Source organism: Enterococcus sp. AAFC-DPL-5182, from assembly GCF_058216605.1.
In genome coordinates this window covers 3,459,076-3,482,534 of the sequence record NZ_CM177101.1, presented here as the reverse complement: position 1 = coordinate 3,482,534, position 23,459 = coordinate 3,459,076, and the positions used below count along the sequence as shown (strand labels likewise).

General features: G+C 37.5%; 17 protein-coding genes. 12 read left to right on the top strand and 5 right to left on the bottom strand.

Features of this window, described 5'->3' with window-relative positions; translation table 11 throughout:
• The first annotated feature begins 43 nt into the window (after positions 1-43).
• Both AC4BB7_RS16360 and AC4BB7_RS16355 read left to right on the top strand, forming a co-directional pair.
• Positions 44-1,054 carry a LacI family DNA-binding transcriptional regulator gene (locus AC4BB7_RS16360; RefSeq protein ID WP_490483750.1) on the top strand — a complete coding sequence of 337 codons (1,011 nt, stop codon included), beginning with the start codon at positions 44-46 and terminating at the stop codon, positions 1,052-1,054.
• A 202-nt stretch (positions 1,055-1,256) separates the two neighbouring features.
• Positions 1,257-3,722, top strand: coding sequence for a heavy metal translocating P-type ATPase (locus AC4BB7_RS16355; protein ID WP_490483749.1), 2,466 nt, complete (start codon positions 1,257-1,259; stop codon positions 3,720-3,722).
• A gap of 108 nt (positions 3,723-3,830) precedes the next feature.
• Here the strand turns inward: AC4BB7_RS16355 and AC4BB7_RS16350 are convergent, their stop codons facing one another.
• The 3 genes from AC4BB7_RS16350 to AC4BB7_RS16340 form a co-directional block, all read right to left on the bottom strand.
• Positions 3,831-4,502, bottom strand: a complete 672-nt coding sequence (locus tag AC4BB7_RS16350) for an NAD(P)H-dependent oxidoreductase (RefSeq protein WP_490483748.1) — start codon at positions 4,500-4,502, stop codon at positions 3,831-3,833.
• A 104-nt stretch (positions 4,503-4,606) separates the two neighbouring features.
• Positions 4,607-4,966, bottom strand: a complete 360-nt coding sequence (locus AC4BB7_RS16345; protein WP_490483747.1) for a winged helix-turn-helix transcriptional regulator — start codon at positions 4,964-4,966, stop codon at positions 4,607-4,609.
• Between the two features lie 106 nt (positions 4,967-5,072).
• Positions 5,073-6,080: a serine hydrolase domain-containing protein gene (locus AC4BB7_RS16340; protein WP_490483746.1), complete on the bottom strand. Its 1,008-nt coding sequence runs from the start codon at positions 6,078-6,080 to the stop codon at positions 5,073-5,075.
• Positions 6,081-6,806: 726 nt separating this feature from the next.
• On the opposite strand from AC4BB7_RS16340, the gene AC4BB7_RS16335 reads away from it, so the two are divergent.
• The 3 genes from AC4BB7_RS16335 to AC4BB7_RS16325 all read left to right on the top strand — a co-directional run bounded on the left by AC4BB7_RS16335 (position 6,807) and on the right by AC4BB7_RS16325 (position 9,285).
• Complete coding sequence (locus AC4BB7_RS16335; RefSeq protein ID WP_490483745.1) at positions 6,807-8,009, top strand: multidrug effflux MFS transporter; 1,203 nt, start codon at positions 6,807-6,809, stop codon at positions 8,007-8,009.
• Between the two features lie 146 nt (positions 8,010-8,155).
• Entirely contained in the window at positions 8,156-9,064 is a 909-nt protein-coding gene (locus AC4BB7_RS16330; protein WP_490483744.1) for an AEC family transporter, read from the top strand.
• Positions 9,065-9,180: 116 nt separating this feature from the next.
• Complete coding sequence (locus AC4BB7_RS16325) at positions 9,181-9,285, top strand: IS3 family transposase (RefSeq protein WP_490483743.1); 105 nt, start codon at positions 9,181-9,183, stop codon at positions 9,283-9,285.
• Positions 9,286-9,364: 79 nt separating this feature from the next.
• Here the strand turns inward: AC4BB7_RS16325 and AC4BB7_RS16320 are convergent, their stop codons facing one another.
• Positions 9,365-10,882, bottom strand: coding sequence for a UDP-N-acetylmuramoyl-L-alanyl-D-glutamate--L-lysine ligase (locus tag AC4BB7_RS16320; RefSeq protein WP_490483742.1), 1,518 nt, complete (start codon positions 10,880-10,882; stop codon positions 9,365-9,367).
• A 460-nt stretch (positions 10,883-11,342) separates the two neighbouring features.
• On the opposite strand from AC4BB7_RS16320, the gene AC4BB7_RS16315 reads away from it, so the two are divergent.
• The 5 genes from AC4BB7_RS16315 to AC4BB7_RS16295 all read left to right on the top strand — a co-directional run bounded on the left by AC4BB7_RS16315 (position 11,343) and on the right by AC4BB7_RS16295 (position 16,326).
• Positions 11,343-12,992: a putative polysaccharide biosynthesis protein gene (locus AC4BB7_RS16315; protein WP_086314507.1), complete on the top strand. Its 1,650-nt coding sequence runs from the start codon at positions 11,343-11,345 to the stop codon at positions 12,990-12,992.
• Between the two features lie 115 nt (positions 12,993-13,107).
• The gene (locus tag AC4BB7_RS16310) at positions 13,108-13,827 is read left to right on the top strand and encodes a pseudouridine synthase (protein ID WP_490483741.1); all 720 of its coding nucleotides are present in this window, start codon (positions 13,108-13,110) and stop codon (positions 13,825-13,827) included.
• 143 nt (positions 13,828-13,970) lie between these two features.
• On the top strand, positions 13,971-14,858 hold the full coding sequence (locus tag AC4BB7_RS16305; protein ID WP_490483740.1) for an ABC transporter ATP-binding protein: 888 nt from the start codon (positions 13,971-13,973) through the stop codon (positions 14,856-14,858).
• Positions 14,855-15,676, top strand: coding sequence for a DUF2705 family protein (locus AC4BB7_RS16300; RefSeq protein ID WP_490483739.1), 822 nt, complete (start codon positions 14,855-14,857; stop codon positions 15,674-15,676). Before AC4BB7_RS16305 ends, AC4BB7_RS16300 begins: the two co-directional genes overlap by 4 nt.
• Positions 15,676-16,326 carry a TetR/AcrR family transcriptional regulator gene (locus tag AC4BB7_RS16295; protein WP_490483738.1) on the top strand — a complete coding sequence of 217 codons (651 nt, stop codon included), beginning with the start codon at positions 15,676-15,678 and terminating at the stop codon, positions 16,324-16,326. Before AC4BB7_RS16300 ends, AC4BB7_RS16295 begins: the two co-directional genes overlap by 1 nt.
• Before the next feature lie 3 nt (positions 16,327-16,329).
• On the opposite strand, the gene AC4BB7_RS16290 is transcribed toward AC4BB7_RS16295, so the two are convergent.
• Positions 16,330-17,181: an NAD(P)H-hydrate dehydratase gene (locus tag AC4BB7_RS16290; RefSeq protein WP_490483737.1), complete on the bottom strand. Its 852-nt coding sequence runs from the start codon at positions 17,179-17,181 to the stop codon at positions 16,330-16,332.
• A gap of 151 nt (positions 17,182-17,332) precedes the next feature.
• Between AC4BB7_RS16290 and pepV the strand changes: the two genes are divergently transcribed.
• Together pepV and AC4BB7_RS16280 are read left to right on the top strand one after the other, a co-directional pair.
• Positions 17,333-18,748 carry a dipeptidase PepV gene (gene pepV, locus AC4BB7_RS16285; RefSeq protein WP_490483736.1) on the top strand — a complete coding sequence of 472 codons (1,416 nt, stop codon included), beginning with the start codon at positions 17,333-17,335 and terminating at the stop codon, positions 18,746-18,748.
• A 413-nt stretch (positions 18,749-19,161) separates the two neighbouring features.
• Positions 19,162-23,382: a WxL domain-containing protein gene (locus AC4BB7_RS16280; protein WP_490483735.1), complete on the top strand. Its 4,221-nt coding sequence runs from the start codon at positions 19,162-19,164 to the stop codon at positions 23,380-23,382.
• Positions 23,383-23,459 lie beyond the last annotated feature (77 nt).

Here is a 23,459-nt window from a genome sequence, read left to right as displayed (position 1 = left end):
TTTATTAAAATTTGTATGATTAATCATGAAAGGAGGAGAATAGATGACAATTACTGTTAAAGATGTTGCTAGAAAAGCTGGCGTGGCTACTTCCACTGTTTCCAGAGTGATCAACGACCACTCAAGTATTTCAGATGCTACGAAGAAAAAAGTCTATAAAGTAATGGAAGAAATGGGGTATGTCCCCAACATTGCTGCTAGAAATTTAGGCAAACGTTCATCGGGAGCAGTCGGTGTGATTTTACCGCCGTTAGATTCTCGTGAGCGGATGGGAAATCCATTTTATTTGGAAATCATCGAGTCGATCAATGATGAAGCGCGTAAACACAGTATGACAACGGCAATTGCCACGGCGCAATCTTTTGAGACGTTGTTAGAAAATGTTCAGCTGATGCATCGTCAAAAGCAAGTCGATGGATTCATCTTGCTTTACTCAGATAAAGAGGATCCAGTCATCGATTATTTATTCGAAAATCAAGTTCCCTTCTCATTGATCGGTCAGCCGTATACAAATGAAGATAAGGTCATTTACGTGGATAATGATAATCAATTACTAGGCAAACATGCCACCGATTACCTAATCGAAAATGGGCATAAAAATATTCTGTTTATTACGAATACCACCCATGAAAATGTCTATTATGAACGCTATTTTGGCTATCAAAAGGCGATGATGTTAGCGAATTTGCCGGTATTACCTTCAGTAGATATGGAAAAACCGGAAGATTATGTAGCTTTTGAACAACTTTTGAAAGAGACGAAGGCTACAGCCGCTGTTGTCATCGATGATATCTTCGCGATGCGAATGATTCAATTAGCACAAATGTATGGCTATCGTGTGCCAGATGATTTTTCGGTGATCAGTTTTAATAATTCGATTTATGCGACGTTAGTTCATCCTTATCTGACAAGTATTGATATTGATATTGCGGAATTGGGTAGAATGGGCATGCAAAAACTGATTGAGTCACTGCAGGAAAAAGAAGCAACAGGGGTTCGGATGGTGATTCCGCATAAGTTGATTAAGCGGGAGACGGTACTGTCTTTGAAATAATAACGGATGAAATAGTTTTGAACATTCTACGGAAAGGATGTTCAAAACTATTTTTTTTATTAGTTCATAAAATGACCAGATCTTTAGGTTGACAAATAGAATATTCTATTTTAATATAAAGGAGAAATGATCCGACTACAAATATAGTCGTTTGGGTTATAAACATAAAAAATGATGTAAATAGAAAAAGGAGATGGAAAAGATGGAAGCAAAAACATTTGATATAGAAGGGATGACCTGTGCTTCATGTGCGCAAACGGTAGAAAAGGCAACGTCCAAACTAACAGGCGTATCTAAAGCAACAGTCAACCTAGCAACCGAAAAGCTAAACGTTGAATATGATGAAAGCAAACTTTCAGAAAGCGACATCCAAAAAGCTGTAGCAGATGCAGGATATGAAGCATTGAGCAATGTCCAACAACGAACATTTGATATAGAAGGAATGACGTGTGCGTCGTGTGCGCAAACAATCGAAAAAGCAACGGCTAAATTGAACGGTGTTACAAAAGCATCCGTCAACTTAGCAACAGAAAAAATGGTCGTTGATTTTGACCCAGCGATTCTAAATGTCTCAGATATTACCAAAACAGTAGCTGATGCAGGTTATGGCGCAGTGGAACAAATTGATTCAGCCGATACGGTAGACAAAGACCGTGAGAAAAAACAAAAACATATCAAAGACATGTGGCAACGTTTTTGGATGTCTGCAGTCTTCACTGTTCCATTATTATATGTAGCAATGGGGCATATGGTTGGCTTGCCATTGCCATCATTTGTAGATCCAATGATGCATCCTGAAACATTTGCTATGGTTCAGTTGATCTTAACGATTCCTGTATTATATTTAGGTAGAAGTTTCTTTATCGTTGGGTTTAAAGCTCTATTTAAAGGACACCCTAATATGGATTCATTAGTTGCTCTAGGAACGAGTGCCGCAGTAGCATATAGTTTGTATGGAACAGCGATGATTTTTGCTGGCGATCCACAATTCACAATGGCATTGTACTATGAATCTGCTGGTGTGATTTTAACATTGATCACGTTGGGTAAATATTTTGAAGCTGTTTCAAAAGGAAAAACGTCAGAAGCAATCAAAAAATTAATGGGCTTAGCACCGAAAAATGCCCGTGTTTTCCGTAATGGTCAAGAAATGGAAATCCCAGTAGATAGTGTTCAATTAGACGATACGATCATTGTTCGTCCTGGTGAAAAAATTCCAGTAGATGGTGTTGTGATCGAAGGCTCATCTGCAATCGATGAATCGATGCTGACGGGTGAAAGTATGCCAGTCGAGAAAAAGGTTGGGGATAATGTCATTGGTGCAAGTATCAATAAAAATGGTAGTTTCCGTTTTAAAGCAACAAAAGTTGGGAAAGATACAGCATTGTCTCAAATCATTAAATTAGTTGAAGATGCACAAGGGTCAAAAGCACCAATCGCTAAAATGGCAGATAAAATCTCTGGTGTTTTCGTACCAATCGTAATGGTATTATCTGTTTTAGCAGGTTTGGCTTGGTATTTCTTAGGGCAAGAATCTTGGGTTTTCGCCTTAACGATCACAATTTCAGTACTAGTTATTGCATGTCCGTGTGCGCTAGGTTTAGCAACACCAACAGCAATTATGGTAGGAACTGGGAAAGGCGCTGAAAATGGCGTATTGATCAAAAGTGGTGATGCATTAGAAACAACCCATAAGATCCAAACAATCGTTTTCGATAAAACAGGAACGATCACAGAAGGAAAACCAAAAGTTACAGATATTGTAACAGCAAATGGTATGGCACAAGATGAGTTACTCCGTTTAGCAGCATCTGCTGAAAAAGGCTCAGAACATCCTCTAGGAGAAGCAATCGTCAATGGCGCGGAAGAAAAAAATATTGTTTTCGCATCAACAGAAGCCTTTGAAGCAATTCCGGGTCATGGTATCGAAGTAACAATCGAAGGTAGCCGTTTATTATTAGGGAATAAAAAATTGATGGATGACCGTACTATTTCTCTAGGTGATTTGGGCGATACATCTGATCAATTAGCAGAACAAGGAAAAACACCGATGTATATTGCAAAAGATGGCGTGATTGCAGGAATTATAGCTGTTGCTGATACAATCAAGCCAAATAGTATTCCAGCAATCAAAAAATTACATCAAATGGGAATCGAAGTGGCGATGATCACAGGTGATAACAAACGAACAGCCCAAGCAATCGCTAAACAAGTTGGAATCGACCGCGTTTTAAGTGAGGTCTTACCAGAAGATAAAGCAAATGAAGTCATGAAATTACAAAAAGAAGGTAAGAAAGTTGCGATGGTTGGTGATGGTATCAACGATGCACCAGCGTTAGCACAAGCAGATATCGGGATTGCGATTGGATCTGGAACAGACGTCGCAATGGAATCTGCGGATATCGTATTGATGCGTAGTGATTTGATGGATGTACCGACTGCAGTTGAGTTGAGTAAAGCAACAATCAAGAATATCAAAGAAAACTTATTCTGGGCATTTGCTTATAATACACTAGGAATTCCAGTTGCAATGGGTGTCTTGTATCTATTTGGTGGACCGTTATTGAATCCAATGATTGCAGGAGCTGCGATGAGTTTTAGTTCAGTTTCTGTATTGCTGAATGCCTTGCGATTAAAAGGGTTTAAACCTTCAGCGTTGAAGAAGTAATTAGATGAAAAAATCGACTACTTTCTTAGTAATCAGTAAAAAATACTGATCCTAAGGCTGTTAGTCGATTTTTTTACGATTCAAATCAAGGGATAGAAAGTATTTTTTTTATTCGACAACTGTCAGAATTTCATCAGTCGTTTGGCGTTTTTTCAGTGGTATTTCTTTTGTACGATAACCAAGTCCAAGCATATAAGAAACACCGAATTCATTTGTATCCAACAGTCCTTTTTTACTCAAGTAAGTTTCTACATCAGCGCGATTAAATCCTTCAATCGGACAACTATCAATTTCTAGTAAAGCAGCAGTTGTCATCATATTAGCTAATGCGATATACGTTTGTTTAGAAGCCCAATCAAACAACGAACGTTCACTGTTTAAATCAAAATCTTTTGCCTGAAACTGTTTGAACATTTGAGTTTGCGGAGCGTCTGGTGAAAAGGGGAGACCAAACACATTCTCTACCATATGTTTTACGTGTGGGCTTTCTGCTGTAACATTTTTACGTGCCAAAGCGATGACGAAATGACTAGCCCCATTTAAGCTGTTAACGGCTCCCCACGAAAATTCTTTCAAGTCCTCTTTTATTTGGGTATTTTCTATTAGTAAAAAAGACCAAGGTTCATATCCAAATGAGCTTGGGGATAGGCGTGCAGCTTCTAAAATGGTTTCCCAATCTTCTGTTGGAATTTTTTTAGATGGATCAAAAGCTTTTGTAGCATGGCGATGTTCAAAAGCTGTTAAAATTTCTTGTCGTTTTTCCTTCTTTGTTCTATTCATTTTATCTTCCTGCCTTTACATCATAGTTTATTGCACTAAACAATAAGTGACTTTAGTGTAAAGGAAGCAAAAAGCATTGTAAATCGGGGAATTTTTTTATACCACTACTTAAATGATGATTGTGTATTTAAGTGACGGGAATTAAACGAATTGCCCCAAAGGTACATCGATTCTATCACAGGAGCCAAGCTTCTACCGTACTCAGTTACTGAATAGCTTACGGCTATAGGTTTTTCCTGTATGACTGTCCGTTTGATTAGTCCGTCTGTTTCTAAATCTTTTAATTGCAAAGATAACATCCTTTTGGTGACTCCGGGTATAAAGCGCTGTAATTCACTGTAACGATAAGCTCCTTCAAAAATTAAATGGTACAACAACACGCTTTTCCATTTACCTGAAATGAGCTGTAAGGTCGACTCTACAGAACAGCCATCTAAACAATCATGAATTTTTCGCTTTGTCATCATATCACATCCCAATAGTTATTTTGTTAAAAATGTTCGTGCTAAATTATGTATTATAATAGCATAACTAACATTTTTGGATGAAGTAAACTGTCTTACCGTATACTCAATGTTTTGAGGAAGCATCCTCTTTAGTAAAATAAGCGGAAAGCTCTTTGTGAAGCGCCCAAACATTTTGTTCTAAATTACTCATGATGGTAATGTTCCGATTTAATGAACGATTGTAAGAGGAAATAAATGAAATCCCAGGATCTTGTCCTTGCATGTATGGGAAAGGTTTCTCATTGTTTTTAGAAATCCAAAAGCCATAACCATAATAATCCGATGCTTGCATCGTTTGCATCATATTTACCGCCTGTTTAGAAATGATTTTTCCACTAAGCAATGTCTGCCAGAAACGTTCAAGATCTTTTAACGTTGTGAAGCAGCCGCCAGCACCGGTACCCTTAACATCGATACTATAAATATTACTGTAATATTCTTCTGATTCTTTATCGTAGATATAAGCATTCGCAACATTAGCTGGCAATCGATCCAACGCAAAATAACCAGTAGAAGTCATGCCAGCTGGTTCAAAAATCACTTGCTTCAAGTAGCTGTCAAAATCCTGGCGTGTAAGCTCTTCGATGATCGTTGCTAAAAGAACGTATCCTGTATTGTTATATTGAAATTTTTTTCCAGGAGTATCAACCATTTTTTTATCAAAAAAGAGCGGAAGAAGATCTCTGTTTTTTCGTATTTTATAGTTAGGAAAGTCTTCCCACAGTTCAGCATAGTCATCCATCTCTTCTTCATCAAAATAATCACCGATACCAGAAGTATGATTAAGTAGTTGATGCACAGTGACGTTAGGGTCGATATTAGGCATTTTCTTTGAGAGAATTCGGTTGATTGGTTGATCTATTCCGATCTTTTTTTCTTCAATAAGTTTCATGATGGCGATAGCAACGAAGGTTTTACTGCCAGATGCTGTACCGAAAATGGTATCGACATTATTTTTTATTTGATTAGGAAGATCCCGATAACCAAAGGCTTCAAATAATAAGGGTTCATCATTCGATGTGACGCTGACAAACCCATTGAAGTCAGTGGGAATAAATTGTTTCAAGTTCATGAGTGAAGCTCCTTTATTTAGATTATGTATCTGTCGTTTATGTACTACAATAAGTTTATCATTAATTGATGGATAGATGTTTCATTTTTTTTACTTTCTAAAGAAATTTTGAGTCGATACAATAGTTGAAAATTGAATTGTCAGTGAATTAAAAAGAGAAGCTAGTTAAAGTGCTGTTGGAATTGAAATTGCAATAGAATCTGTGCTACCATAGAGAAGACGTTTAAATACACGTATAGTAAATAAGAAAAGGAAGTGATCAGCAGATGAATACGTATAAATTAATATTGATCATGCTCCCGCCGCTTCCCGGAGAAAGATGTTTTTTTTCAACCCTTTAATTTAATGAACTAGCCACGCGGACTAGCTCTTTAGAAAAAAGATAAAATCAGAATGTGTCAAAAAACGCCACAAACTTATTTTCCTATTTTTCAGACAGAGCTGAATGAGCCCGCTTTGCTTTTAATGTTGTCTAGCGAAGCGGACTAGCTCTTTAGAAAAAAGATAAAATCAGTGTGTGTCAAAAAACGCCACAAACTTATTTTCCTATTTTTCAGACAGAGCTGAACGAGTCCGCTCCGCTTTTAATGTTGTCTAGCGAAGCGGACTAGCTCTTTAGAAAAAAGATAAAATCAGTGTGTGTCAAAAAACGCCACAAACTTATTTTCCTATTTTTCAGACAGAGCTGAACGAGTCCGCTCCGCTTTTAATTTAGGAGGAAGTATTTTGAAAAAAAGCATCATAACTCGTGGACCATCTTTAGTATTATTGATTGTTTTAGTGGGATTTCCACAAATCAGTGAAACGATTTTTACTCCGTCATTACCGGATATTGCGCGTGACTTTCAAGCACCAATGGCAACGGTTCAGCTGACGTTGAGTATTTATTTTCTAGCCTTTGCGCTAGGTGTGTTTTTTTGGGGCTGGTTGTCTGACTTTATTGGACGGCGTAAAGCTATGCTTTATGGCTTATTATTTTACGGAATTGGCAGTTTCCTTTGTTTACGTTCTTCGACGATCGAACTGCTGTTATTTGCTCGATTTGTTCAAGCTTTTGGCGCGAGCACGGGTTCTGTTGTGACTCAGACGATTTTGCGGGAAAGTTATTCTGGCAATCAGCGTCATGCGTTGTTTGCTCAGATTTCTGCGGCACTGGCATTTACTCCAGCAATCGGTCCATTAATTGGCGGCATCGTGGATCAATATTGGGGATTTAGAGCAGTTTTTCTGGTATTGGTATTGATGAGTGTGTTGATTTTTTGCTATGCATTTTTGCGTTTGCCTGAAACTTTTGAAGTAAGTAAGCGAGTACCAATAAAATTAATCCCAATCATTAAGCGTCTTTTAACGAGTCCTAAAGTGTTGACTTATGGTTTTTTGATAGGGGCGATCAATGGTGTATTGTTCAGCTATTATGCTGAAGCACCATTTATATTTATCGAACAGTTTCATTTATCAACGGCGATGTATGGCTTTTTAGGAATCGGCGTAGCTGGGGCTTCGATTTTAGGGGCATTATTGTCCAAGCGGTTACTCCCGATTTATCAACCAGAGAAAATTATTTTAATTGGAATCAGAAGTATGTTGTTTGGGGCTTTTTTCCTGCTTGTTGCCAGTGCAGCAACTGTTCTTCCAGAAATGATTCAGCTTTGGTTGATGCTGATGGGGATTTTCATCTTGCTGACAGGGACGGGAACAGCGTTGCCTAATTGTCTTAGCTTGGCATTGACCGATTTTCAAGATGTGATCGGAACGGCTGGGGCGGTCTTTAGCTTAGGCTATTATTTGTTGGTCAGTCTATTCACGTTTGGTATGAGCAAACTTCACAATGGTTCATTGCTGATGATGCCTTTATATTTTCTTGTTATAGGTTGCTTGATGCTATTCTTAACGCGAAAATTTTTGTGGACAAAAGTTCAACCTAAATAAGAAACAGCTTTAAAGAAATAGAAATAGAAAACATCTGCGCAACTAAAAAAACTAGCGTAGGTGTTTTTTATTGAAAACCTTTTGAGATAGCGTTTTTTGTTATAATCTAGGATAATAGTAGAAATAAGAAGTGAGGGGCGAGTTGGGTGAAAGAAATTTTATTACAGGCAATTGGTTTTTGTTTTGTCATATTTTTAGGCTATTTAATGAAACGGATCGGCTTATTGAGTAAGGCAGATGGCGGTATGTTGTCAGTTATTATTGTAAATATTACTTTGCCGGCAACGGTGATCGTTAGTTTAGCAAGTGTTGTTGTGTCTGGAACATTATTTTTCTTGCTGACAATGGGAATCGTTTTGAATATTTTGGTGATTCTGATAGGCGGTCGAGTCAGTAAAAAACGTGCTGTTTTGGAACAGAAATTTCAAATGTATTCGATGTCAGGTTATAATATTGGAAATTTTAGTTTACCATTTATTCAGGGCTTCTATCCTTTAGCTGTGCCTTTTCTTTTGATGTTTGATATCGGGAATAGTGTAATGTTGACAGGTGGAAGTACATTGTTGATCGATAAAGTAGTTGGCTCTAAAGAAGAGACGACGTTGAAAAAAATTGTTTTGTCATTATTTAAATCTGCGCCTTTTACAGCGTATATGGTGATGCTGTTGTTGCGGATTGGACAGATTGGATTACCGATGGAAGTGTTAGGGGTACTAGAAATGATCGCTAAGGCAAATGGTTTTTTATCGATGTTTATGATTGGTTTATATTTTGAGCTTAGATTGCCTAAAAAAGCGTTGCACTTAGTAAAAGAAGTTCTGGCGTGGCGTTATCTATGTGGAGCGGCGTTTGCATTGTTATTTGCTTTTGTTATTCCGCTTGATCCTTTATTACGAATCGTTTTAGTTGTGTTGAGTGTGGCGCCAATGCCGACATTTTCGGTGATCAATAGTGTTAAAGCAGGAATGCCGGAAGAAACAGTTGGCTTTACATCGTCTGCAAGTATTTTGATCAGTTTAGTATTGATGACGCTGATCATGATGTTTATGGGGTAGTAATAGAAAAAGAGTAAGGAAAGAATGAAGTGCGCCCCTTAAGTTAGACCAGAAAATCTAACTTAGGGGGTTTTTTATAGTGGCTAAATATGATTATGACTTTAAAAAATCAGTAGTTGAAGCGAGCAATTAATGAGTGGATTAATTACTATAATCATCACCGAATCAAAACGAAACTCGGCTGCAGTCCCGTTAGATATCGCGAACGGATGACCGCATAAAAAACCGACCAAATTTCTTCGGTCGAGTTATGGTCTAACTATTGGGTCTCACTTCAAAAGAACTCCCTACTCTTTTATTTTATTCACGTATCAAACGTTCAGCGATATAGAAGTCGCCCTCATACGGTGTATCTTCTCCGCCAACTTTTTGGTACAAATCAGCACCTTTTCCAGCAAGTACCACTGCATCTTCTGTTTGACTCATTGCTAGTGCAATTTCGATAGCTTCGCTACGATCAGCAACGATTTCGACTGGAATATCAGTTGAAATGTAAGACTGTATCTCTTCGCAGATGGTGATTGGATTTTCATCCGCTGGATCATCTGTCGTTAAAATCGCAACATCAGCCAGTTCAGATAAAACAGTACCGAAATCCTTTCGTCTAGAGATCGCTTTATTACCTGTGCTGCCGATGACGACCAGCAAACGACCATTAGGATGTTCTTCTTTGACAAACGTTAAAAGATTCTTTAAACTATCATAATTGTGCGCATAATCTACATAAACTTTTGCACCATTTTTATTCGTTAACAATTCCATGCGACCAGGAACTGTGGTTTCCTTGACGCCTTGTTGACAATCGTTGCGTGTAGCACCAACTAATGCGCTGGCAAGAACAGCACTTAATGCATTCCCTTTATTAAAATCACCGCCTAAACGTAAGTGATACTCACCAGAAACGGCTAACGTATCATTTTCGGTGTTGATAGAAAATGCGAGAGAGTCGTCAGGACTTGTTTGATAAATGTAATCTGTGTCTTTCGCTGATTGATCTCCATACACAATATAAGGAACAGTATAAAGTTCTGCTGTTTCTTTCAGTAATTGAAAATAGTCTGATTCACGATTGAAAATCATGGTTTTGGAATGCTTGATTAGTTGCCGCTTGCAATAAAAGTAATCATCAAATGTTGGATGCTCGATCGGACTGATATGATCTGGCGTAATATTTAAAAAAATGCCAACATCAAAAAATAGACCGTACACACGATTCGTTTTATAAGCTTGCGATGAGACTTCCATAATAAAGTGGGTCATCTTGTTTTTAACAGCTTCGGCCATCATTTGATAAAGATCAAGCGATTCAGGTGTAGTTAAATGGGATTTGAAGAAAGTTTTTCCATCTAAAGTAGAATTCATGGTAGATAGCATTGCTGTTTTTTTATTTGTTGCTTGATCTAAAATAAATTTAGTAAAGTAAGCAGCCGTTGTTTTGCCTTTTGTACCAGTAAAGCCGATCAATTTTAATTTTTCTTGCGGATAATCATAAAAAGCCATACTGATGACCGCCATTGCCTTTTTGATGTCAGTCACAATGATTCCTAAGGCTGCAGGTACATCATACGGCTGTTCAGCCACATAAACAGCAAGACCAGACTTGACTGCTTTGTCTAAGTACTCGGATTTGAAATTTAGCCCTTTGCAGAAAAAAAGTGTGTCAGTATTTACAGTACGGGAATCATAAGAAAGAGTATCAAATGTTTTATCATTCAGCGCGATAGGCAAGCTTAAAGACCAGCCTTCAGCTGAAATAAATTCTTTTAAAAGATGTTCTTCTAGTAAACATTCTCGGATTGTTTCTAAAGAAATAGTCATCATTACGCCTCCAAGCAGTATCTAAAATCATAATATAAGATTTTTAGTATAGAAAACTTTAGAAATTCATCATACAATTTAAACGTTAAAACTTCAAGGCGCTTGCTGGTGAGTGGAAAAAAATGTTAGAAAATGATTGATGCAAGTATAATGAATTCGAATTTTTAAGAGTTATTAAAATAACAAATACATAATGATCATATTTTAGTGAAATATTAAAAAAATATAAAATAAAAGAGATATTTAGTGCTGTTTTTCTTTGTTAATAAACAAAAAACGAATAGTTATAAATGAAGTGTTTATTTGGTTTTTAGATATTTAAAAAATGAAAAGCACTGTTTTTTTATAAAATCTGTGAGGAAAATATAAATAAGTTAATTTATTCAAGAAAGTCGTTGCATATACTTGATTTAACAATTAAAATAAAGAAAGCATGTTCAAAGAAAGTTGGAGGAGTTAAATGATAAATCAACCAAATCCTGCTGATCAACCGATCTTGACTAACCAAGAGAAAATGGTTAAAGGATCTGCTTGGATGACAGCTAGTAATATAATTTCTCGTTTGTTGGGTGCGGTCTATATTATCCCATGGTATGCATGGATGGGGGAACACGCCAACGAAGCAAATAGTCTATCTTCAATGGGATATACTGTGTATGCTCTCTTTTTATTAATATCTACAGCGGGGCTTCCAGCAGCTATTGCGAAGCAGACCTCTTATTACAATTCATTGAATGAATACAAGATAAGCCGGCAGCTCTTTTATAAAGCTCTTCAATTGATGGCTATTTTAGGTGCTATTTTTGCAATCATCATGTATCTTGCAGCGCCACTTTTAGCGAAGTGGTCAGGCGGCGGAGAAGAATTGATTCCAACGATGCGTTCCCTAAGTCTGGCTGTATTGATTTTTCCTTGTATGAGCGTCGTTCGAGGCTATTTCCAAGGAAATCAAGATATGATGCCGTATGCTTTGTCACAAATCGTGGAACAAGTAGCACGTGTTTTTTATATGTTGTTGACAGCATTTATCATCATGAAAGTAATTGATGGGAATTATGTTGATGCTGTAACGCAATCTACACTTGCAGCATTCGTAGGGATGTTAGCTAGCTTAGTTGTTTTACTTTTCTATATTCGTAAACAAAAACCAATGTTCGATTATCTCGCGGCGCATAGTGCGAATGAACATGAAGCGTCAACAAGAGATTTATTGACGGAAACGTTAAAAGAAGCCATTCCTTTTATTATTGTTGGTTCAGGTGTGACAGTCTTTAAATTAGTCGATCAATTTACTTTTTCTAATTTTATGAATACTTTTACTACGTATTCCGGTAGTCAATTGAGAACGCTATTTGCTATTTTTAATGCAAATCCAGACAAATTGACAATGGTAGTCATTGCGTTGGCTACATCTATTTCAGCTACAGGATTACCATTGATCACGGAAGCAATCACATTGAAAAAATATCGTGATTTATCCAAATTGATCAGTAATAACTTTCAACTATTTATGTTTGTAATGTTTCCTGCAACATTTGGTATGATCGTTTTAGCCAAACCGCTGTATACGATGTTTTATGCACCAGACGCTTTAGGCGTATCAGTGTTGGTTCAAGCCTGTATTGCTGGCTTGTTTATGGGCTTGTATATGTTATCATCAACAATGTTGATGGGGATGTATGAAAATAAAGCTGCAATCAAATATTTTGGTTTAGGGTTAGCGTTGAAATTGATCGTTCAGTATCCAAGCGTGCGTCTTTTTGAAGTCTATGGTCCATTGATTGCTACAATGATTGGATTTACCTTGTCGTGTGTATTGATCATGAGAAAAATAAAAAAAGTCAGTCACTTCAATTTTGGGTTGACATTACGACGTGGTTTACTGATTTTCTTGATCACGTTGGTTATGATGATCGCTGCAATAGTGATGAGGCAGTTCTTGTATCTATTCCTAGATCCAACTCGTAAATTCCAATCTTTCATGATTATTATCATCGTAGCGGCATTTGGCGGAGCAGTCTATGGCTACATCACATTAAAACTACGTTTAGCGGATAAACTATTAGGAGCAAGTGTCGTGAAAATTCGTCGTAAGTTGAAAATAAAATAAAAATAATCCATAGCGGAACGTAAAGTTCCGCTATTTTATTAAGGAAAATAAACTAACAGACAAAGTTAAGGTTAAAAGAGCTTTTTCAGTTTTTTTAAATAGGAGGATTAATCATATGCGTTTAGATAAATTTCTTGCAGAAACTGGAATTGGCAGTCGAAAAGAAGCCAAACAACTATTGAAAAAAAGTTTAGTAACTGTCAATGATCGTGTTGTTAAAGATGGCAAAACACAGGTCGATGAAACACAAGATAGTATCAAATTTGCTGGAGAAAAGCTTACTTATCAAAAATATCATTATTATATGCTACATAAACCGCAAGGGGTGATTTCTGCAACCGAAGATAAATGGGATCAAACTGTTGTCGATTTATTAAAAGATGAAGATTACCGGGAAGATTTATTTCCAGTCGGGCGTTTGGATAAGGATACGGAAGGATTGCTACTGTTAACGAATGACGGTCAGCTTGCGCATCGATTATTATCACCTAAAAAGCATGTGGACAAAGAATATTTCGCTAAAGTGCAGGGAATTGTAACAGATGCTGATATTCTTCATTTTGCAAAAGGATTTGCCTTGACCAATAAAGAGCAAGTCAAACCAAGTAAACTGGTGATTGAGTCAATAGATGAAATCGATCAATCTTCAGAAATTCGCCTGATTATTCAAGAAGGAAAATTTCACCAAGTCAAGCGCATGTTTGAAGCCGTAGATAAAAAAGTTGTCTATTTGAAACGATTACGAATGGGTAGTTTATGGCTAGACGAGACATTAGCTTTAGGCGAATATCGTGTTTTGACTGAGGACGAACTTGAAGGACTAAAGAACAATTGACTCTTAAAATGATGGAAGAAACCTAAACAAAAGTTTATTGCTGTATTTAAAACAGTAAACGTTGTCTAGGTTTCTTTTGACTAGACAGTCAATACAGGTATATACTTCAATTGACTAACTAGTCAATGAGGAGGAATAATAAAATGAAGGCCATTGAACTTAAAGGACTAACCAAATTATATAAACAACAACCTGCCATCGATCATGTGGATCTATCCGTAGAAAAGGGCGAAATATATGGTTTTATCGGGCCAAACGGCGCTGGCAAATCAACAGCGATCAAAACGATGTTGAATTTCATTTATCCAGATCAAGGAACGGCTACTTTACTTGGATTGGATAGTATCAAAGATGCTAAAGAAATTCGTAAACGAACGGGGTATGTCTCTAGTGATGTTCGTTTCTATCCCAATATGACAACGATCGATGTGCTAAAATATGTGGCTGAATTTCATCAACTAAAAAATAGTAAACAGCAAATCGATCATTTTGTTGAGTTATTCGATATCGATGCTCGAAAAAAAATGTCTGATTTGTCGCTTGGAAATAAAAAGAAAATCGCTATTATAGCAGGGATTTTACCTAATCCAGAATTGCTGATTTTAGATGAACCTACGAATGGTTTAGATCCGCTGATGCAGCATCGTTTATTTGAAGAGTTGGAAAAGTACAATAAAAAAGGAATGACGATCTTTCTATCCAGCCATGATTTAAATGAAGTGCAGCAACACGCGCACAAAGCAGCGTTTATTCGACAAGGAAAAATTATTACGGTGCAAGATATTACTAAAGAAAAATCTCTAGGCAAAGTCATTACCTTGATTGGCGACCATATTCCGCTATCTTTATTTGAAAAAATGGGTGCAGCGATTTTAAAACATCAAGGGAATGAAACACGTTTATTATATGAAGGGGATTTACATAAAGTATTGCCGCTTCTAAGCGATCCCTCGATTCAAGATTTTACGGTTACGAATCCAGAACTGGAAGATCAGTTTATGGCATTGTATGAAGGAGGCGATGGAAAATGATCACTGCTAAAATAGAAACTAAAGGACTTATCAAAGGCTTGATTATTTGGACCATTTTATTTGCTGTCATTATTTTTGGTTTTAGTGCGGTGTATCCTCAAATGCATAGTTCTGCAATGAAAGACCTTCTAGATGCGAAATTGACTGGGCTTTCTCCATCGTTATTGAAAACCTTCAACATCAGTGTGAATGGTCAATCAAGTTTTTTAGTGGCGGCAGGCTTTTTTGCTTATTATTTTCAATATATGTTTTTAGCCGCTTCGATTTATGCTATGATGCTGGGAAGTCAGGCGTTAATTAAAGAAGAAACTGATGGAACGATTGAATTTTTATATGCTCAACCTGTGACGCGTATTGGAATCGTGACAAGTAAATTTGTCGCGAATTTCTTGATTTTAGCTATTTTCTGGCTTATTTCATTTGGGGTATCTGTCGGGTCAACATTATTGTATCGTCAATCAACAGATTCGGCGGCAACGATCACAAAAGAGATCAGTAAGATTTTTACTCAAGAAAGTCTGATTTTGCTGTTTTTCTTAGCACTTGGCTTTTTTGTTTCAACATTTTTAAAATCAAGCAAGCAAAGCACAAGTGTCTCTTTAGGGATTGTTTTCGGTTTTTATTTGATCGGGATTTTTTCTGATTTGAATGATTCGTTTAGTTGGGCGAAGACGATTTCTCCAACCCATATGGGGATTCCAAGTAATTTATTGGACAAAGGTTTATCGGCAGCAAATGTAGTGTTATTGAGTATTTTGATTGTTTTATTCCTAGGTGGAACATACATGGTTTACCAACGGAAGGATTTGAAAGTCTAGTGAAAGAAATCAACATCGATCAACAAAAATATGATCGGATTCTAGCGGCGGCTTTAAAACATTTTTCAAAATATGGCTATCAAAAAGCCAACACAGATGAAATAGCAAAAGAGGCGGATGTGTCTAAGGGCTTGATTTTTCATTATTTTGGCAAAAAACAAGTGCTGTATGAACAGACAATCAGCGAAGTGATCGACTTTTTAAATGAACAGTCCAAAGTGCTGTTCACAAAGAAGTACACAGACTTAGTAGATGTAGTGATCGTAGCAACTCGACATAAAATAAAGTTAGAGCAAAAATATCCAAATCAAATTCGTTTATTGATCACAGCCTATGCGCAAAAACAGCATTTACCAAAAGAAATCCAAGCAAAATTAGCACACTATATGGATGAAAATAAGGCGATCACCCAACAACTTTTGACGGGGATCATTGAACAGTTACCAATCAAAAAGCAAATCGCAAAAGAAGATGTTGTTCAGTTGGTATTAAGTGTATTTAATCAAATTTCTGTGGAAAGTCTACAGTTTTTAAAGACTCACCCAGAAGTAGCGGAAGTCAAACAAATGCAGTTTTTGGCTGAACGAGCTGAAATTTATATGGCTATTTTACAAACAGGATTTCTAGAACATAAGACAGCGGGAAAATGATACTCATTTTTCCGCTGTCTTATTATTTAAACGCTCAAATCGTTTCATATAGTGGGGCAGGTTTTTACTGATTTCCGTCGGTAATACAACGTAGTTTTCCTGCCCTAATTCTTCTCCAATCAAGCTATGAAGATAAACAGCTGCGCAAATGGCCCCTTCTTTGTCTTTAAATTGAGCCAAAAAGCCTGTAATCATTCCTGCTAAAGTATCACCCATGCCGCCTGTTGCCATAGCAGGTGTTCCTAATGGATTCTTGTATTGAACATTTTGCATATAAAGCTCTGTTCGATGGCTTTTTAAAATAATCGTTGCGCCCAATTGTTTTTGCATCGCTTGATTATTCTCAAAGGTTTGTTCGTCGATCTTTAGTCCGCTTAATCGTGTCCATTCCATTTGATGAGGCGTGAAAACAACTTTTTCTGGGTAAGGTAAAGCGTAATGATTTTGAGCAATCAAAGTAATAGCGGAACCGTCGATCACGAGCCACTGTCCAGGTTTTTGCCTCTGTAAGACTGTTTCTAAAAGCTGCTCACTGTGGGCAGACAAACCCAACCCAGGTCCGATCAAAAGCACATCCGCTGTATCGACTAAATCATTGACTTCTTGCGTGAGAGTCCAATCCAACACCATCGCCTCAGGTAAACGAGCATGAAGAGCTGCATGATTTTTCTTTGTCGTAATGACAGAAGTTAAACCGCAGCCTGATTTGAGACAAGCTTCTGCACTCATGATGATCGCACCGCCATAAGTCTCATTTCCACCAATCAAAACAGATCGTCCAAAGGTTCCTTTATGAGAATGTTGCGGCCGAGGTTGAATCACAGTAGTCAGGATTTCTTGTGAGAGTTCTTTCAATTAGAGCACCTCCTTTAGTGATTTAGCTTCAGTATAAATCTGTTTTGAATGAAGCGCAAAATATTACGGAAAAAACTGTTCCCGCCTTTTTCTTTTAAGTCAGTTAGTGGTATGATGGGAAGGTAGAATAATGAATTGGAGTGACTAAAAAATGACAATTGATTGGCAAAAAGAAGTAGACGCACGTAAAGATGCGCTATTAGAAGATTTACAAAATTTATTACGCATCAACAGTGAGCGCGATGACTCAAAAGTAACACCAGATGCACCTTTTGGACCAGGACCTGTAGCAGGCTTAAAACATATGTTAGCGTATGGCGAACGTGATGGTTTTGTTGTGAAAAACGTGGATAACTATGCTGGACACATCGAATATGGTGAAGGCGATGAAACATTAGGAATTTTCGGACATATGGACGTGGTTCCTGCCGGCGACGGTTGGGATACGGATCCTTATGAACCTGTTATCAAAGACGGCAAAATCTTTGCTCGTGGTTCAAGTGATGATAAAGGTCCAAGTATGGCTGCTTATTATGCCTTAAGAATCATCAAAGATTTAGGAGTGCCATTATCTAAAAAAGTTCGCTTTGTCGTTGGTAGTGACGAAGAAAGCGGCTGGGGCGATATGGATTATTACTTCAAACATGAAGAAACACCTGACTTTGGTTTCTCACCAGATGCAGAATTCCCAATCATCAATGGTGAAAAAGGGAACGTAACAATTCGATTGACTTTCAAAGGTGGAAACGGCGTGGACTATCAATTAGTTAGCTTTAAATCTGGCTTACGTGAAAATATGGTTCCCGGAACTGCAACGGCAATCGTAACAGCTGCTTCAGCAGATGATGCAGCATCTTTAACAGCATCATTTGAAACATTTATTAAAGAAGAACAAAAAATTTCAGGACACGCGGAACTTTCAGATGAAACAGTTACCTTCCATGTTGTTGGGAAAGGTGCACATGGCGCTAGTCCACAATCAGGAATTAATGCTGCTACGTTCTTAGCAACTTTCTTAAATAATTACAGCTTTGCTGAAGGGGCCTATAGCTTCATCAATACATTAGCAGAATTCGTTCACGAAGATTTCTACGGTGAAAAATTAGGAACTGCATTCGAAGATGGAAAAATGGGCAAATTAACAATGAATGCTGGTATTGTTAATTTTGATCCTGCCAACCCAGAAAATAGCTTAGTGACATTAAACTTCCGCTATCCAAAAGGAACATCAGCAGAAGAATTACAAGAAAAAGTGCAAAAAACAGTGGGGGGAAATGTAACGGCCACACAAGGTGGACGCAACCAAGAACCACATTATGTTCCAGCGGATGATCCGTTGGTTGAAACGTTATTACAAGTCTACGAAGATCACACTGGTCAAAAAGGCCATGAACAAATCATCGGTGGCGGAACATATGGACGTTTACTAAAACGTGGTGTAGCTTACGGTGCAATGTTCCCGGGTTATACGGATACTATGCACCAAGCGAATGAGTTTATGGCACTGGATGATTTATTCCGTGCGACAGCAATTTATGCAGATGCGATTTATCGTTTGGCTAAATAGTAAACATCAAAGATTGTCTGAACTGTTTTTCAATTAATCTTTATAAGTAAAATTGATTACATTAAAAATAAGGTAGAATATCGCTAACGAAACTAGTGATATTCTACCTTATTGTTGGTTTAAAGAACGAAAATCTTCAGCCGATGGTCATTTTTTTGAACTTTGGGCGAAAAACTGTTAAAGCGATAACCTCATAAAAATGATAAAGGTCACGCATCTATATGTTTTTTGAAAGCGCTTCCTTGCTGTTTTTTATATTTAGAAATAAAGGTATCATGAATAATGATATCTTGACTTACAGAAGTTGAGATGGTTAAAAATAAGAAATGTTTCTAAAAAGTCGTATGAGAGAATGTTGGATTTTTTCTATCTCCCCACTAAATAGTTAAAAGAAAGAAGGATGTGCAAAATTAATGAAAAAATTTTTTCGAATTTTAAGTGTCTTCCTTGTAGGAATAGCGACGGTAGGTTATTTTCATTTGAATAATACAAGTATCAAAGCTGAAGATGAACCTGAGCAGCAGACACAAGTACATAGAAGCACAGGAACAAGTAGAGCAACATTTGAAGGTGAAACTAGGCAAGTTTCTACTAGAGAGGCAATGAGAGATGCGATAAACAATGATAAGGTGTCACAAATCGAAATGCTAAATAATATAACTATGGATTACACTGTTAGACCTAAAGCCATAAGTAGAGATCTGGTTATTAGAGGAAATGGTTTTGCTTTGCAAATGACAGGAAGCGCTTCTTGGGAGGTAGGTTACGGGAAGCATACCTTTAGGTTGGAAAATATGAAACTAGGCTCTAATTCTAACGGGGCAATGTTTAAGTATCCTTCTTATTCTTCTTCTTTTTCTAAAAGCTATATGGAAATGGAAAATGTAAGTGAGACAGCAAACAATAAGGGAAATATCACTGATTTAGGTTCTTCACATGTTGTTTTTACTGGTGGAAAGAATGAATTTAAGTCTACCAGTGCTAAATCCTATTTATTTGCAATGACAAGTATGACACTTAAAGGTGGTGCAGAAGTTTATATAGAGCAGCCTGACATCACAATAATAAAAAAAAATGAAGGTATTAACGCAATGTCATACGATTTGAACATCACAGAAAATTCAAAGATGATTATCAATACAAAACAAAGTGGCACCCCTCAATCACCTCTAAGAGGGCTGAGATATATCAACGTAAAAACTGACTCCTCTTTAGAAGTCAATGCTTTAGCATCAGATACGTCAACTTCAGTGCCTGTTGTAGACTTTGATACTAATCCTATCGATTCCAGTGGTTTATTTGTGAGTGGCAACAGTAAGGTATCTATTTCTGGAACAGGTAGTCGTATGGGGATCAATCTTCCAGGAGAAATATATAGTACAAGCGTTAGTGCTACCAATAAGTCAACGTTGAATGTGAAAACGAACCTTGGGCCTAATGTTGTTGTAGGCAACGGAAAGGATACAATAATTAAGGCGACTGGAGGAAGTCAAATAGATTTTGAAGGGACAGGAGAAAAAGTAATAGATGTTACTGCAGTGTCACCTCAAATTAATGTTTCACAGAATAGTAGAATCAATGTCCAACATAATACCAACACGGCAGGATCAAGTATCAACTTGTATGGAAAGGGGACTTTATCTATACATAAAACGGCAATTAATGTAACCAATTCTAGTGAGTTGAATATGCAACGTAATGGAGGGGACGCTGGATCAAATATTTATTTAGAAGGCACTCTTCCAATGGTTAATGTGACAACTGGGAGTAAGACTACTTTAAAAAATTCGGGTATAAGTTCTTTGTGGATGAAAGGAAGTAATACCCAGTTTACTGTATCTGAAAGTGAATTTAATCAGGAAAGTACCTCACAAACTGGGGGGATGGCAGCTGGCGGAATTTACATGGTTGGAAATGCACCAAATATGATGGTAGAAAAGAATAGCTCTGTAAAGTTGAATGGATTAACCTCTCCAACCATTCAACTGGATGGAACAGGGGCTAAATTATCAGTCACTGGCGGGTCAAAAATGAGTAGTAAAGTTGGCGATACAGACAGTATACGTTTGCTTGGAAATCAACCACAGTTAACTGTTTCTGGGGTGGGAACATCGTTTGTGTCTGAAAGCAATCGTCAAAGATTCGTAGATGGAGCAGGTACGATTTACTTAGGAAATCTTGATGCTGACAAACTGTCTACAGGTGCAGCTATTACGGTAGAGAATCAGGCGGAGGTAAACTTGATATCTAATTTATCAAGTGCAATGGCTATGCAGTCAAGCTATGGCGTGTTTAATCTATCCTCTGGTGCCATGATAAATCTTACGTCAGGGCCTACGGATGGCTATGGTTATAATGCAAATGCAACTTTAAGATTTATGAGAAGTGGTTATGGAAGCAGTCAAAATGGCCATTATCTATTTAATATTGATAATGCGGAAATGAACATTGAAAAAAGCGGTGGAAGCGCTGCTGGTGTTAGATTATTTGGTCATGGCAATCGAGTGAATGTAAAAAATAATGGGAAGTTCACGATAAATAATCCTGGAAACGGCACTCCTAATGACGGTGGAGACGCGGTAGGAAATCAAGGGGTTCACTATACAAAAGCCTCTGATATAACAGGAGATAGGAATGAATTTAATGTAACTGGACAAGGTTCAGAAGTAAGAATTGCTGCTAATTCAGGTCCAGCAATTGATATGCATGATCAACCAGGCTTAATTACTGCTTCAAATGGTGGTTACTTTGAAGCTAGAGGGAAGACCGCTACGACAAATACAGGAATTTTTAGAACATCAAATCGTTTAGATGTTGTATTTGATAAACCATTATTCATGGACTTTACGAATACTCGAGGAAATGGTGGGAACATTTTCACAGTGAATAGTAGCTCAACATTAACGGCTACTAAGAGTGACTTATCTTTATGGAAGAAAGGAACTGGCGTAGAGCAAGATCCGGACTTAAATTTTATTGATTTAAATTATGCGTTCAAAGGCTCTAACTTTGACACGCTTGGTACGACGAATAGACCAGGTGATTTCAATACCAATACAATTGGCACACAAGGATTAACGAACTATACTCGATTAAGTAGTAATAACGCTCGCTGGGCTGTGGCAGATGTCCTTCGGGTGCCAACGACTGCGGACAAAAAAATTCATGGTCGATTGAGTGTACCAGTAGGACTGAATCGAACACGACCAGCATGGGATAATGAAGTAGAAGCTACTGTAGAAGTACAGAGAGCAAGCGGAGAAAAAGAAATTTATGAAAAAGTGAAATCAGTAGGGGATAGTAAAGCGAAACCTGGTATTAGTATTTATGGAGAGAAACCTCAAGGAGGACTTTTTGAAATTGATACAGGGAAATATTTTGAAGTTGGAGATAAAGTTACCATTACAAAAGTAAACTTAACAAGTGGGGAATTAACGCCAGGATTTGATAATCAAATTTTGACAAAAACAGTCGAACCATTCCAAATCATACCTCCAAAGCCTGTTACGGTCGAAAGTAATGCGATTAACAATCAAGCCACAAGTATCAAAGGACATGTGGAAGATAGAACGGTAGAAATTACGGCTACATTAAACGGACAACCTCTGGATACATCTAGTGTAGTTGTTGATGAAATGGGGAACTTTGAGCTGTCTCTGGAAGCTATGACGTTAAAAAAAGGGGATGAAATTCAACTCTTTGCTAGAGACCATGAAGGGTCAGCACTAAAAGCAGGAATAGTGAATCCACCGATAACGAACAATGATACAGGGAATAGTAACCCTAGCCAAAAATTGACTTTTCATGATACATTATTTGAAGCTGCACCTACAATTAATGTGAGTGAGCTCATGCCTTTAAGCGTTCTATTCCAAGATGAAAATGGCCGGGCGATCCATAAAACGTTGACAATGTTCAAAGAACCAAATGAATCGGTTGATTTAACGAAGGAAGAGCAGATTACAAGCGCGATTCAGACATTAAAAAAACAAGAATACAATCTATTAAAAAAACCGAAACCAGAAGTAATCATAATGAACGAGGGAAAGGCTGTCGTTTATCAATTTATGGGCCCAACAGAAGAACTGATCTCAGACAAAGAACCGCAGACAGATGAATTTACGATTCGGGCCGTTTCTGATTTTAAATTCCCACATGTTCCAATCGGGACAACGCGGGCATCCAAATTAGATAAAGTAACGCTTGAACCATGGGAAGGTGCAAAAGGCTATAGTTCAGGAATTGAAGTGGTCGATATGTCCGGAACTGCCAAGGGGTGGAATGTGAAAGTAGCCATGACAACCCCCTTGCAAACAACTGAGGGGAAAGAACTAAAAGGCTGGAAATTATATATCCCAACTGAAAAAGTAAAATCTGGTGGGGTAGAAACCCAAGAAGCGATTGGACATGCGGTGACCGTGACTAAAGAAGGCGCAACAGGATCTGTCTTTAGTGCGGCTCAAGGTAGAGGCAAAGGCCGATTTACAAACATATTTGAAACCTATACAGAAGAAGCAACAACCGAAGAAGGACTTACACGGAAAAAAGGTGTTCAATTGACTGTTCCAAGTGGTGCGTATAAAGGTGCATATCAAGGGAAATTGACTTGGACGTTGCAGAATGTACCAAATTAAACAATTTAATGAACTATTTTTAGAACAATAATCAAAACCTGACAGACAGTTGTCAGGTTTTTTTCTGTACAATAGAA

What these genes read in the sequence shown, in the direction of transcription:
- AC4BB7_RS16320 (WP_490483742.1), bottom strand. Translation starts at nt 10,882, where the DNA reads ATGACTATTTCTTTAGAAACAATCCGAGAATGTTTACTAGAAGAACAT.
- AC4BB7_RS16345 (WP_490483747.1), bottom strand. Translation starts at nt 4,966, where the DNA reads ATGACAAAGCGAAAAATTCATGATTGTTTAGATGGCTGTTCTGTAGAG.
- AC4BB7_RS16305 (WP_490483740.1), top strand. Translation starts at nt 13,971, where the DNA reads ATGAAGGCCATTGAACTTAAAGGACTAACCAAATTATATAAACAACAA.
- AC4BB7_RS16355 (WP_490483749.1), top strand. Translation starts at nt 1,257, where the DNA reads ATGGAAGCAAAAACATTTGATATAGAAGGGATGACCTGTGCTTCATGT.
- AC4BB7_RS16340 (WP_490483746.1), bottom strand. Translation starts at nt 6,080, where the DNA reads ATGAACTTGAAACAATTTATTCCCACTGACTTCAATGGGTTTGTCAGC.
- AC4BB7_RS16350 (WP_490483748.1), bottom strand. Translation starts at nt 4,502, where the DNA reads ATGAATAGAACAAAGAAGGAAAAACGACAAGAAATTTTAACAGCTTTT.
- AC4BB7_RS16360 (WP_490483750.1), top strand. Translation starts at nt 44, where the DNA reads ATGACAATTACTGTTAAAGATGTTGCTAGAAAAGCTGGCGTGGCTACT.
- pepV (WP_490483736.1), top strand. Translation starts at nt 17,333, where the DNA reads ATGACAATTGATTGGCAAAAAGAAGTAGACGCACGTAAAGATGCGCTA.
- AC4BB7_RS16300 (WP_490483739.1), top strand. Translation starts at nt 14,855, where the DNA reads ATGATCACTGCTAAAATAGAAACTAAAGGACTTATCAAAGGCTTGATT.
- AC4BB7_RS16280 (WP_490483735.1), top strand. Translation starts at nt 19,162, where the DNA reads ATGAAAAAATTTTTTCGAATTTTAAGTGTCTTCCTTGTAGGAATAGCG.
- AC4BB7_RS16315 (WP_086314507.1), top strand. Translation starts at nt 11,343, where the DNA reads ATGATAAATCAACCAAATCCTGCTGATCAACCGATCTTGACTAACCAA.
- AC4BB7_RS16310 (WP_490483741.1), top strand. Translation starts at nt 13,108, where the DNA reads ATGCGTTTAGATAAATTTCTTGCAGAAACTGGAATTGGCAGTCGAAAA.